Below are 11,657 nucleotides of genomic sequence, written 5' to 3'. Positions count from 1 at the left end.
GGCGCTTTGTGTATCGATGATCCGCTGCACCAGATCGGCTGGAAGATCGGCGCGCAAGGCCAGCGCCTCGCGCACAAAGGGCTTATCGCCCCAGGACAGCGCGTCCCACAGGGCGGCCTCGTCCAGCTTGCCCTCCGCCTTCAGCCGGGCGGCCTTGGCGTCGGGCGGCTCCCGTTTCACATAATCGCGCGCCCAGTCCAGACGGCGCTGCGTGACCTCCACCACCTCCTGCCGGTCCTGCTTGTCAAAGCCCTGGCCCGCCAGTTCGCCACGGATACTGTCCTCCACGATGCGGGCCAGCTTGCCCAGCAAGGATGGCGGCAGCAGCGGCTTGGCCGTAGTCCGCGACATGTCGATGGCGGCCAGCGGCTTTTCCACCAACTGGTTCATGGTGCGGTCCGACAGGGCGGCGCCGGGATTGGCCAGAAGGCTGGCCGTGGCCACGGGATCACCGGCGGCGGCCACCGCCTCCGCCACAGGGGCGGAGACATGGTCGCGCCGGGCAATGGCCTCCAGCACCCAGGGAACGGGCTGGGCCGCAACGATGGAGACCAGTTCCTCGTCCGACAGGTTGACACAGCCGCGCAGGATCGGTTCCGCCACCTCCCGCGCCACATCGCGGGCCAGTTGCGCGATCAGGGTCGGCGGGGCCGACGCCACGTCGCGCAGCGCCCCGGCGAGGGCGGCACGCACCCGCACCACCTGATCGGCAGCCAGCATGGTCAGGGCATGGTGCGCCAGATCGCGGATGGCCGCATGTTCGGCCCCCGACAGGTGGGGCAGGGCCCTGGCCAGTTTGCGCGACAGCAGCACGCGGACATCGGTGTCCAGGTCGCGGGCCAGGCGCGGCGCCGCCTGTACCGGCGTTTCCGTGCGGAAGGCGACGGCGCGGCGAACCAGCGCGTCATCATCATCGGCCAGATAATAGAGCAGTTCCGGCGGGGTTTCCGGCCGCAAGGCCAGTTCGGCCCGCTTTGCCGGGTCGCGGCTGACCGCCAGTTCCTTGGCCCGCTCATAGGCCTCGGCCGGCAACGCTGTATCGGGCCGGTCTTTCATCACACGAGGGGGCGGGGCGGGGCGTTGGTGGGCATGGGGGCCACGATCCCTTATCCGCGAGCGTCTTTCAACTTGCTTCCGCTACCGGACGACACGAAAGCCGCAACATTCCGCCGGTACAATGCCGCACTGCCGAAATGGTTACAGCCGCCGCAAGCCGACCGGATGAATGGAGAGATGACAATGCGTGCTTATCTTGCCCTTGCGATCATCATCTCCACCCTGGGTGGAACCGCCATCGCGGCCGAGCCGGTGCGCCTGCGCGCCGACGCCTGGTGTCCCTACAATTGCGAGCCAAAGGCGGAGAAACCCGGCTACATGGTGGAGATCATGCAGAGAATCTTCGCCGATGAGGGAGGGCTGGATTACCAGCTCCTGCCCTGGACCCGGGCGGTAGAGGAGGCCCGCGCCGCACGGATTGACGCCGTAGCCGGCGCCACGGTGGCCGACGCTGACGGACTGGTCTTCGGCCGGGAAAGTGCCGGTATTACCACCAACGTGATCATCGTTCGGCGTGGGGATAAACTGCGCTACACCGACCCGCGAAGCCTGGAAGGCAAGCGTCTGGCGGCCGTGCTGGATTATTCCTACGGAGAGGCGCTGGATGATTACATCAAGGCCCATGCGGGGGACAGCAGCCGGCTGGAACTGGCCGCCGGGGAGGATGTCACGGATCAGAACCTGAAAAAGCTGCTGGCCGGTCGAGTCGACGCCGTGGTGGAAGATATGAACGTGGCTGAATTCGCCCTGGCGGCCCAGGGCATGGACGGGTTGGTGGAAATGCAGGCCATTGATGGTGGCACACCGCTCTACGTCGCCTTCGCCCCCGGTCCCGACAGCGCCGCAAGGGCGGCGAAGCTGGATGCCGGCATCCAGAGATTGCGCAAATCCGGTGACCTTTCACGTATCCTCGCACGCTACGGGCTGGGCGACTGGGCCCCTGTCATGGCCAACGTGCGCTGATCAACTGCCGTAATTGTTCAGGATGCGGGTGATGGTGCCATCGGCCTGCATGCCCAGCAGCACGGCATTGAACCGGGTGATGACGGCCGGATCGACCCCGGCAGAACGGCTGAACAGGGCGAAGGCCTTGTGTTCGTTGACGAACATCGGATGCACCTCCACATCTTCGGCCAGCCCCAACTGCACCGCCCGCGCCAGCGCGATGCGGTACCCGTCCAGGAACCCGTCGATCCGGTCGCGCATCAGCATCGCCATGGCACTTTCCCCGTTCTGCACGGGAACGATATTGTCGGCCAGTGCCCCGCTGCGGGTCAGATCCTCGAATTCCTGGCTGTAGCGGCTGCCCGGCACCACCCCCAGACGGAAATTGCCGGCCGCCAGTTCCGTCAGGCTTTTGAAGGCGAAACGGGATGCGGCCCCCTTGCGCACGATCATCACGTTGCGCCCCTCCCGCACGGGATGGGAAAAGGTGCCGAACGCCTCGCGTTCCGCCGTGCGGGCCACGCCGATCACCGCATCCACCTTGCCCTCCTGCACCAGCAGCAGGGCACGCGGGCGGGGCGCCAGTTCCCATTGGATGGCACAGGGCATGCGCCGGCCCAGTTCCTCGACCAGTTCGATATCGATGCCGGCCGGCTTTCCATCGGCGCCCAGCGTTTGATAGGGCGGCAATTCGGTCCAGACAAAATGCAGGGAGCAGGCGGGCGTGCCTTGCCCCCACGCGGCCGGGACGGCACCCGCCAACAGGAAAAACGCCAAAAACGCGGCCGGAAGGGAGCGGATCGACATATTCATGACTGCAATGATTGCACACGAATTTACATAAATTGTAACGGCCAATTTTAGCGTGCCCGAGAATGCCACAAGGCAGGGTCCTGCATGCCGCACTTGCGAGACGGCGGGCCGCCCGTTACCTGTTGACCTCGAAGTCCTTGACCTTGCTTGTGAACGCGCCATGACCGACGGCCCCCTTTCCGTCTACCGCGCCCGCCGCGGCACCGGCACGCTGAAGGCGGACCCGGCGCAGGAACTGGCGGCGGAAAAGCTGGAAAGCCTCTGGCACGCCCTGAAGGGCTACCGCCCCGCCACGGGCCACACGGGCTGGCGCGCGCGCCTGGGCCTTGCCCGCCGCCCCGACCCCGCGCCGCAGGGCCTCTACATCTATGGCGATGTGGGCCGCGGCAAATCCATGCTGATGGACCTGTTCTTCGAAACCGCGCCGGTTGAGGAGAAGGTACGCGTGCATTTCCACGCCTTCATGCTGAAGGTGCATGAACGGCTGCACGCCATCCGGAACGAGGGCCGCGCCAAGGGGGACGAGGTGGTGGAGGTCGCGAAGGAGATCGCGGCCGAGGGCTGGCTGCTCTGCTTCGACGAATTCCACGTGACGGACATCACCAACGCCATGATCCTGGGCCGCCTGTTCACGGCCCTGTTCGATCTGGGCGTCGTGGTGGTGGCAACCAGCAACTGGCCGCCGGAGGATCTGTACAAGGATGGGCTGAACCGGCAGCTTTTCCTGCCCTTCATCGCCCTGCTGAAGGAAAAGCTGGACGTGCTGCATCTGGCGTCGGCGCGTGACTATCGTCTGGCGCGGCTGATGGGGGCCAAGGTCTATCATTACCCGCTGGGGCCGGCGACGGCCGAGGCCATGGCACAGACCTTCGCCGATGTGACGGACGCGGAACCGCCCGTGGCCACCCACCTGACCGTGCAGGGCCGCAAGGTGGAGGTGCCGCGCAGCGCCAAGGGTGTCGCCTGGTTCACCTTTGATGAGCTTTGCGCCCGCCCGCTGGGTGCCGGCGACTATCTGGCCATCGCCACCCATTACCACACCGTGCTGATTGACATGGTGCCGCGCCTGCCCGAAGCGCTGCGCAACGAGGCCAAGCGCTTCATGACCTTGATCGACGCGCTGTACGAGCACAAGGTGAACACCATCATCGCGGCCGAGGTGGCGCCCGAACGCATCTATGCCGAGGGCACCCACGCGTTCGAGTTTCAGCGCACCATCAGCCGCCTGATGGAGATGCAGAGCCAGGATTATCTGGCGCGTGAACACCTGACCTGAGCAGATGACACCCACAGGCCGCCAACCGGCAGCCCGCGCCCCATGGCGCGGAAGCCAGGCCGCCGGCGGCCCGCGCCCGGCACTTGAGGGGACTGTATAATGACCGAGGTCCGTAAACGCTCCGTCATGATCGCCGGCCACCCGACCAGCGTGACGCTGGAGGCCCCGTTCTGGGACGCGCTGAAGGAGCTGGCGGCGGCGGAAGGCCTGTCGGTCAATGCCCTGATCGAACGTGTGGACGCCACCCGCACCGGCAACCTGTCCAGCGCTCTGCGCGTCCACATCCTGGCCGCCTTCCGGTCGGGCACCTGAGCAGGCCTACGCCTTTACTCCGGCGAATGGCGCGGCCTTGGCGTTGGGGTCCAGCGGCCAGCGCGGGCGGGGGGCGAAGTCCAGCCCGTCGGTCAGGCCCAGCCGCAGCCGTTCCAGCCCGGCCCAGGCGATCATGGCGCCATTGTCGGTACACAGGCCCAGCGGCGGAGCCACAAAATCGAACCGGTGGCGGCGGCACAGGTCGGTCAAACGGGCACGCAGCACCTGATTGGCCGCCACGCCGCCGGCCACGACCAGCGTCTGTCCCTGCGGGAACTCCGCCTTGAAGATTTTCAGCGCCTTGGTGCAGCGGTCGATCAGGCTGTCGCCCACCGCCTGATGAAAGGACGCGGCCAGATCGGCGCGGTCGGCGTCATTCAGCGTGCCGCCCAGCATCTCCACATGCCGGCGCACCGCCGTCTTCAGGCCGGAAAAGCTGAAATCGCAGTCGGGCCGCCCCTTCATGGGCACGGGCAGGTCGAAACGCCCGGGATCGGTGGCCGCCGCGGCCGCCTTTTCCATCAAGGGGCCACCCGGATAACCCAGGCCCATGATCTTGGCCGACTTGTCGAACGCTTCGCCCACCGCGTCGTCAATGGTGGTGCCCAGGCGCCGGTACTGGCCCACCCCTTCGACGGCCAGCAACTGGCAATGACCGCCGGACACCAGCAGCAGCAGGAAGGGGAATTTCACCCCATGGGTCAGGCGGGCCGTCAGCGCATGTCCTTCCAGATGGTTGACGGCCATGAAGGGCAGGCCCGTGACGGCGGCCATGGCCTTGCCCGTCATCACCCCCACCATCACCCCGCCGATCAGGCCCGGCCCCGCCGTGGCGGCAATGCCATCCAGGTCGGACAGGCCCAGCCCCGCCTCCTCCAGCGCCTGCCGGACCAGCCGGTCCAGATGCTGCAGGTGGGCACGCGCCGCGATCTCCGGCACCACGCCACCATAGGGGCGGTGATCGTCCAACTGGCTCAACACCACATTGGACAGGACACGGCCCGGCCCCTCGCCATCATCCTCGACGATGGCGGCGGCGGTTTCATCACAGCTTGTTTCGATGCCAAGGACTTTCATGGGCACGGAACCTAAGCGTCCGCCGGGCCGGGGGCAAGGGCGGCGGGGCATTGCAGCCATCGCCGGCGCGAATGATGGCCCCCCGGTCTCCAGCGGCATTGACAAAGCGCACGGCCGTGCTAATTCGCTTTAACCATACAAGCCGGGAGCCATATCATGATCCGCGTCCATCATCTGAACATGTCCCGGTCGCTGCGCGTGATCTGGCTGCTGGAGGAAATGGGCGTGCCGTATGAGGTGGTGCGGCACCGGCGTAACAAGAAGACCATGCGCGCGCCCCTGGCCCTGCGCGACCTGCATCCGCTGGGCAAGCTGCCCATGGTGGAGGTGGATGGCAAGCTTCTGGTCGAAACCGGTCTGATCATCGAATATCTGCTGGCCCACCATGCCCCGCATCTGGCCCCCGCCGTCACCGACGCCGATGCCCATTGGCGCTATCGTTACTGGATGCATTACGCCGAGGGCTCCCTGATGCCGCAGCTTCTGCTGAAGCTGATCGCCGATAAGATGGGCCTGCTGGCCCTGCCGATCCGGGGCATGGTGAAGGAGCAGGTGACGCTGCATTTAGATTATGTGGAGAAGGAGGCGGGCCGCTTCCCCTGGCTGGCCGGTGCCGCGTTCAGCGCCGCCGACATCATGATGAGCTTCCCGCTGGAAGTCGGCGTCATGCGCGCCGGCGTGACCGCCGCCACCCACCCCAACATCATGCGCGTCCTGTCCGCCATGCAGGCCCGCCCCGCCTATCAGCGCGCCATGGCACAGGCCGCCGATAAAGGTTAATGGCGTTTGCATCGGGTGGCTTCCCCCGACGCGCCGAAAGCGGTATTGAGAAGGGTATGAAAGCCCTTCTCCGCATCGGCACGCGCGGTAGCCCCCTGGCGCTGGCGCAGGCCCACGAAACCCGCGACCGTCTGGCCGCCGCCTTCCCGGAACTGGCGGATGACGGCGCCGTTGAGATTGTCACCTTCAAGACCGAGGGCGACCGCATCCTGGACCGCACCTTGAGTGCGGCGGGCGGCAAGGGCCTGTTCACGAAGGAGATTGAGCAGGCGCTGATCGACGGGTCCGTCGATCTGGCGGTGCATTCGATGAAGGATGTGCCCACCGCGCTGCCCGACGGCCTGGCCATCACCGCCTATCTGCCGCGCGAGGATCACCGCGACGCCTGGTTCAGCCCCCAGGCCGCCAGCCTGGATGAACTGCCGGAAGGCGCCCTTGTCGGCACGGCCAGCTTGCGCCGGCAGGCCATCGTCCTGATGCGCCGCCCGGACCTGCGGGTCGCGGCCTTGCGCGGCAATGTGCAGACCCGTCTGCGCAAGCTGGAGGAAGGGTTGGTCGACGCCACGCTGCTGGCCATGGCCGGCCTGAACCGGCTGGGTCTGGCCGACAAGGCGACCGGCGTGCTGTCGGAAGACCAGATGCTGCCGGCGGTGGCCCAGGGCGCCATCGGTATCGAAACGCGCATCGCCGATGACCGCACCAATGCCTATGTCCGTTCGCTGAACTGCACCACCACCGAACTGCGCGTCACGGCGGAACGGGGTGTGCTGGCCACGCTGGACGGGTCCTGCCGCACGCCGATCGCGGCGCTGGCCCTGGTCAATGACCACGCCATGTCGCTGAAGGCCCTGGTCATCCGTCCCGATGGACAGCAATGGTTCATGACGGGCCGCACCGGGAACAAGGCGGATGCCCTGGCCCTGGGCATCGATGCCGGGCAGGAACTGAAATCCAGGCTGCCGGCCGCCTTCTTCGCCGGGATCAACCCCGACGGGCCCGTGGTGTGACCGGCGTCCTGGTCACCCGGCCGGAACCGGGGGCGGCCGAAACGGCGTCATCCCTGGCAGATCTGGGCTATCGCCCCCTGCTGGCCCCGCTGCTGACCATCGAACCCATCGCGGGACCGCCCATCGACCTGACGGGCTTCGATGCCGTCGCTGTGACCTCCTCCAACGGGTTGCGGGCCCTGGCGGCGCGTAGCGGGGAGCGGACCTTGCCCCTCTATGCCGTGGGCGACCGCACCGCCGCCCTGGCCCGCGATTTGGGGTTCCGGGAGGTATATGCCGCCGAGGGGGATGTCACCTCCCTGACCCGGCTGCTGGCCGGCAAGGGGCCGCGTGTGCTGCACGTTTCTGGCATCGATGTCGCGGGGGAACTTCTACCCGCCGACGTTGTTGTCACAAGACTGACCGCCTATCGTGCGGTGGGAATTGACGCGCTGCCCGCGCCGGCCGTCGCGGCTCTGCGTGGCGGACAGGTAGCCTATGTCGCGCTTTTTTCGCCACGCACGGCCGGGCTGTTTGTTAGGCTGGCGCAAAAGGCCGGTCTGTCGCCGCTGGCGGGCGGGTGGACGGCACTGTGCCTGTCGGCCGCCGTGGCCAGGGCCACGCACGGGTTCGGTTTCGCCGAAACCCGTGTGGCGGCAAGGCCGGATGCGGCCAGCCTGCTGGCCCTGCTGCCGGCGGTGAAGGGGAGTTGAGGAATGAGTGATACGGAAAAGACGGGCAATGGCCCCAGCCTCGCCGATCTGGAGCGCGAAATCGCGGCCAATGCGCAGAAGCCGGACCCCAAGCCCGCGACCGCTGCAAAGCCGACGGCATCGACCATCCCCCCGGCCCCAACGCCCCGTCGTAGCGGCGAGGGTGGTGGCGGGCTGCTGGGCGGCACGGCGCTGCTGCTGGCCCTGGGTGCCGCCGGCCTGTCGGGGTATGGGTTCTGGCGCGACTGGACGGCCCCGCCCCCTGCGGCGGCCGACCTGTCGCCCCTGTCCGACCGTGTCGCCGCCGTGGAGACACGGCAGCAGGAATTGCGCGCCGCCCTGGACAGCCTGTCGAAGCGGCAGGACGCGCTGGAATCCCGCCTGTCGGGTGATACCACGGTCGTGACGCGCGAACCCGCGCCCGACGCGGAGAACCCCACCGCACCACACGGCACCGTCGATATCTCCGTGACAGAGGCGCTGGCCGACCGGATCGCGGCCCTGGAGGATCGGAAGGCCGAAACGGTCGATCTTGGCCCCCTGTCGCACCGCGTGCAGACGCTGGAGGAAGTGACGGCCGAGGTGATCCCGCGCCTGACCATGCTGGAAACGCGGCGCCAGATGGGTGCCGTGGGCGAGGCGCTGATCATTGCCGTGGGGCAGTTGCAGGCCGCCCTGACCGCCGGTCGGCCCTATGCGCGCGAACTGCGCGCCGCACAGGCGCTGGCCGCCAACGACACGGGCCTGCTGGACCTGCTGGCCCCGCTTTCCGCCACGGCCGACACCGGCCTGGCCGGCGATGTCGAACTGCGGGAGAAATTCCGCCTGCTGGCCCCCGCCGTCCTGCGCGCCGACCGTGACCGCGAAGGCGCGGAATGGACCGACCGTGTCCTGGGCCGCCTGAGCAGCATTATCACCCTGCGCCGCGCCTCTGGCGAGGTGGCGGGCGACGATGCCGACGCCGTGCTGGCACGGGCCGAAGGCGCCCTGCTGGCCGGTGACCTGCCGCGCGCGGTGGAAGAGATGGAGAAGCTGCCGGCCCACGCCGCCGGCCCGGCCGCCGCCTGGATGGAACTGGCCGAAGCCCGCATGGCCGCAGAAGCGGCGGCCGCAACCCTGGCCGACCTGTCGCTGGCCCGCATGGCCGGCACCGCCAAGGATGGGGTGAAGGACGTGCCGAAGGAAGGGGATGCCCGCTGATGCGCAAATCCCTGATATTCTTCCTGAAGATCGGCATCCTGGTCGCCGCCGCCGTCTGGCTGGCACAGCGGCCGGGCCGCGTGACCATCGAATGGCTGGACCATGTGGCGGAAATGCCGGTGGGCATCGCCGCCATCCTGGTGCTGCTGGCCGCCTGGATCGCCGCCACCCTTGGCCGGACCTGGCGCATCCTGCGCAACGGGCCGGGCGCCTTCGGCCGCCGCCGCTATGCCAACCGGCGTGAAGGCGGCTTCCGCGCCCTGGCCCAGGGCTGGGTCGCGGTCGCGGCCGGTGATGCCGACATCGCGGGAAAATCCGCCAAGGCGGCGGAAAAGCTGCTGCGCGAACCGTCGCTGACCCTGCCCTTGTCGGCACGGGTCGCCGAACTGCGCGGTGACGCCAATGGCGCCGCCGGCGCCTACAAGGCCATGCTGGAAAAGCCGGCCACGGAACTGGCAGCCCGCCGGGCGCTGCTGACCCAGGCGCAGGAACGCGGCGACCGTGCGGCCGCGCTGGAACATGCCCGCCGCGCCCTCGAACTGCGGCCCAAGGCCGACTGGCCCGCCAAGGCGCTGGCGGAACTGGAGGCTGGTGGCGGCAACTGGCTGGAGGCCGACGCCGCCCTGGCCAAGGCGCAGAAGGTCAAGGCCCTGCCCAAGGAGGATGCCGGCCACCGCCGCGCCGCCCTGCTGATCGAGGAGGCGCGTCAGGCCCACAGCACGGGCCGGGCCGACTCGGCGTTGCAAGCCGCGCAGGCGGCCTTCGACATGGACCCCGCCCGCGTGCCGGCGGCATCCCTGCTGGCCCGGCTGCTGGCCAAGGCCGGCAAACATGCCAAGGCGACCAAGGTGCTGGAGCAGGCCTGGCGCCTGTCCCCGCATCCCGATCTGGCCAAGGCCTGGGGGGAGAGTGCGGCGGACCAGAACCCGCTGTCGCTGGTGAAACGGTACGAGGCGCTGCTGGCCCTGAAGCCCGGCCAGCCGGACGCCCATTTCGCCCTGGCCGAAGCCGCCATCGCCGCCAAGCTCTGGGGCGTGGCCCGCAGCCATCTGGAAAAGGTGCGCGAACTGGCCCCGACCACCCGCGTCTATCGCCGTCTGGCCGATGTGGCGCGGGCGGAGAAGGGAGAGGGGCCGGAGGCGCAGGGCTTCCTCAATCAGGCCATGTCCGCCGCCACGGATCCCCGCTGGCGCTGCACCAGTTGCGGCACCAGCCACAGCGACTGGCATGCCGTCTGTGACCAGTGCGGCGGCGTGGATACGATCACCTGGCCGAAGACGGGGCGGTAGGCACCGTCTGTCCCGCAGGGGACCGCACACCGATAGGGGATGGCGATCAAGGGGATATGGCGATACACCATATCCACCTTTCCCGCGTGGATGCCCTTCCCATGCTGCTGCCTTATTCCGGCGGGGTGGATGCCCTGCTGCTGCTGGTGATTGCCCTGGTCGTCGATGCCTGCATCGGAGACAGCGCGTGGCTGCGCCGGTTCCTGCCGGGGCCGGCCGATCTGGTGGCCCGCGCCATGGTGCGCTATGACCGCCGCCTGAACCGGATCGACCGCAGTGATGCCGTGCGCCGGGCGCGCGGATCGCTGGTGACGCTGCTGCTGCTGGTCCTGGGCGGGCTGGTCGGTTTCTGCCTGTCGGTGCTGGTGCGCCATATCCCGGCGGGCGGCTTTGTCGAACTGCTGGTGCTTGTCCGCTGCCTGACCCTGCGCCTGCCCTGGGGCGCCATGGGCCGCACCGTGGCGGCGCTGGAAACGCGGGAGCTCGAAACGGCACGACAGGCGGTCGGTCCCCTGACCGACCGCCAGCTCTGGAGCCTGGACGATCATGGCGTCGTGCGGGCGGGGATGGAGGGGGCGGCCCGCGCCCTGACCCATGGGGTTGTCGCCCCAGCTCTGTTCTACACCCTGTTCGGGCTGGCCGGCCTGCTGGCCTGGGCGGCGCTGGACGGGACGGTCCGCGTCATCGGCCATGACACGCCGCGCCATGCGCAATTCGGGGCGCTGGCCCGCCGCCTGTCCTCCCTGCTGGGCCTGCCGGCGGCCCTGATCGCCACGCTGGTGGTGCTGCTGTCCGCCTCCTTCGTGCCACGTGCCAGCGCGCTGCGCGGCCTACGTGATGTGAAGGCGGCCAGGGGGCATCCGATGGGAGCCGACGCCATGCCCGTGGCAGCCTTTGCCGGCGTGCTGGACCTGTCGGTCGCCGGCCCTCGGCGGGAGGGCGAAAGGGTGGTCAAGGAGCCCTGGCTGGGCAGCGGCCGCGCCCGCGCCCTGCCGCGCGACCTGCGCGCCGCCATGGCGCTTTACGCCATCTCCGCCCTGATCGCGGCGGGTCTGGTGGTGGTGTCGGGACTGGCCGCCGCCTACTAGGGCCTGTGGGGATTCAGCGCGAATTGATGACAGCAGCGGCGAGATAGATTATGGCTTCAAAGCTTTTGTCTGTTTTGCAAGCTCTCATGGCGATGCGCTTGAACTCCTTGAGTTTGCAGAAG

General features: G+C 68.4%; 12 protein-coding genes and 1 pseudogene. 9 read left to right on the top strand and 4 right to left on the bottom strand.

The features are described from left to right. A partial coding sequence (locus KBA48_RS29660) for a DUF2336 domain-containing protein (RefSeq protein ID WP_292912298.1) occupies positions 1–1,056 on the bottom strand: 1,056 nt, incomplete at its 3' end. A gap of 183 nt (positions 1,057–1,239) precedes the next feature. Here KBA48_RS29660 and KBA48_RS29655 point away from each other — a divergent pair. Continuing rightward, entirely contained in the window at positions 1,240–2,019 is a 780-nt protein-coding gene (locus KBA48_RS29655; RefSeq protein ID WP_292912297.1) for an ABC transporter substrate-binding protein, read from the top strand. Here KBA48_RS29655 and KBA48_RS29650 read toward each other — a convergent pair whose 3' ends face one another. Beyond that, positions 2,020–2,808 carry an ABC transporter substrate-binding protein gene (locus KBA48_RS29650; protein ID WP_292912296.1) on the bottom strand — a complete coding sequence of 263 codons (789 nt, stop codon included), beginning with the start codon at positions 2,806–2,808 and terminating at the stop codon, positions 2,020–2,022. Between the two features lie 166 nt (positions 2,809–2,974). Between KBA48_RS29650 and zapE the strand changes: the two genes are divergently transcribed. Together zapE and KBA48_RS29640 are read left to right on the top strand one after the other, a co-directional pair. After that, positions 2,975–4,090, top strand: a complete 1,116-nt coding sequence (gene zapE / locus KBA48_RS29645; RefSeq protein ID WP_292912295.1) for a cell division protein ZapE — start codon at positions 2,975–2,977, stop codon at positions 4,088–4,090. Between the two features lie 99 nt (positions 4,091–4,189). Next, entirely contained in the window at positions 4,190–4,402 is a 213-nt protein-coding gene (locus KBA48_RS29640; protein WP_292912294.1) for a ribbon-helix-helix domain-containing protein, read from the top strand. Positions 4,403–4,408: 6 nt separating this feature from the next. On the opposite strand, the gene tsaD is transcribed toward KBA48_RS29640, so the two are convergent. Next, positions 4,409–5,479, bottom strand: a complete 1,071-nt coding sequence (gene tsaD / locus KBA48_RS29635; protein WP_292912293.1) for a tRNA (adenosine(37)-N6)-threonylcarbamoyltransferase complex transferase subunit TsaD — start codon at positions 5,477–5,479, stop codon at positions 4,409–4,411. A gap of 156 nt (positions 5,480–5,635) precedes the next feature. Between tsaD and KBA48_RS29630 the strand changes: the two genes are divergently transcribed. The 6 genes from KBA48_RS29630 to KBA48_RS29605 all read left to right on the top strand — a co-directional run bounded on the left by KBA48_RS29630 (position 5,636) and on the right by KBA48_RS29605 (position 11,535). Further along, a complete protein-coding gene (locus KBA48_RS29630; RefSeq protein WP_292912292.1) occupies positions 5,636–6,259 on the top strand; it encodes a glutathione S-transferase family protein in 624 nt (207 codons plus the stop codon). A gap of 56 nt (positions 6,260–6,315) precedes the next feature. Continuing rightward, positions 6,316–7,266, top strand: a complete 951-nt coding sequence (gene hemC, locus KBA48_RS29625; protein ID WP_292912291.1) for a hydroxymethylbilane synthase — start codon at positions 6,316–6,318, stop codon at positions 7,264–7,266. Then, on the top strand, positions 7,263–7,958 hold the full coding sequence (locus tag KBA48_RS29620; RefSeq protein ID WP_292912290.1) for a uroporphyrinogen-III synthase: 696 nt from the start codon (positions 7,263–7,265) through the stop codon (positions 7,956–7,958). The genes hemC and KBA48_RS29620 overlap by 4 nt, the downstream gene beginning before the upstream one ends. A 3-nt stretch (positions 7,959–7,961) precedes the next feature. After that, the gene (locus KBA48_RS29615) at positions 7,962–9,158 is read left to right on the top strand and encodes a COG4223 family protein (RefSeq protein ID WP_292912289.1); all 1,197 of its coding nucleotides are present in this window, start codon (positions 7,962–7,964) and stop codon (positions 9,156–9,158) included. Beyond that, positions 9,158–10,447, top strand: a complete 1,290-nt coding sequence (locus KBA48_RS29610) for a heme biosynthesis HemY N-terminal domain-containing protein (RefSeq protein WP_292912288.1) — start codon at positions 9,158–9,160, stop codon at positions 10,445–10,447. The genes KBA48_RS29615 and KBA48_RS29610 overlap by 1 nt, the downstream gene beginning before the upstream one ends. 101 nt (positions 10,448–10,548) lie before the next feature. Continuing rightward, the gene (locus KBA48_RS29605) at positions 10,549–11,535 is read left to right on the top strand and encodes a cobalamin biosynthesis protein (protein WP_292912287.1); all 987 of its coding nucleotides are present in this window, start codon (positions 10,549–10,551) and stop codon (positions 11,533–11,535) included. A gap of 13 nt (positions 11,536–11,548) precedes the next feature. Here the strand turns inward: KBA48_RS29605 and KBA48_RS29600 are convergent. Then, positions 11,549–11,657, bottom strand: a pseudogene (locus KBA48_RS29600) (IS5/IS1182 family transposase); the annotation flags it as partial.

Origin of the sequence: Niveispirillum sp. (genome assembly GCF_017996735.1) — a bacterium.
Taxonomy (GTDB): Bacteria; Pseudomonadota; Alphaproteobacteria; order Azospirillales; family Azospirillaceae; genus Niveispirillum.
Note: the sequence above shows the minus strand (reverse complement) of the source record. Positions and strands in the feature narration are given on the sequence as shown.

Coding starts and splice junctions, on each gene's coding strand:
- tsaD (WP_292912293.1), bottom strand. CDS start 5,479: ATGAAAGTCCTTGGCATCGAAACAAGCTGTGATGAAACCGCCGCCGCC.
- zapE (WP_292912295.1), top strand. CDS start 2,975: ATGACCGACGGCCCCCTTTCCGTCTACCGCGCCCGCCGCGGCACCGGC.
- KBA48_RS29605 (WP_292912287.1), top strand. CDS start 10,549: ATGCTGCTGCCTTATTCCGGCGGGGTGGATGCCCTGCTGCTGCTGGTG.
- KBA48_RS29610 (WP_292912288.1), top strand. CDS start 9,158: ATGCGCAAATCCCTGATATTCTTCCTGAAGATCGGCATCCTGGTCGCC.
- KBA48_RS29655 (WP_292912297.1), top strand. CDS start 1,240: ATGCGTGCTTATCTTGCCCTTGCGATCATCATCTCCACCCTGGGTGGA.
- KBA48_RS29615 (WP_292912289.1), top strand. CDS start 7,962: ATGAGTGATACGGAAAAGACGGGCAATGGCCCCAGCCTCGCCGATCTG.
- hemC (WP_292912291.1), top strand. CDS start 6,316: ATGAAAGCCCTTCTCCGCATCGGCACGCGCGGTAGCCCCCTGGCGCTG.
- KBA48_RS29640 (WP_292912294.1), top strand. CDS start 4,190: ATGACCGAGGTCCGTAAACGCTCCGTCATGATCGCCGGCCACCCGACC.
- KBA48_RS29630 (WP_292912292.1), top strand. CDS start 5,636: ATGATCCGCGTCCATCATCTGAACATGTCCCGGTCGCTGCGCGTGATC.
- KBA48_RS29650 (WP_292912296.1), bottom strand. CDS start 2,808: ATGTCGATCCGCTCCCTTCCGGCCGCGTTTTTGGCGTTTTTCCTGTTG.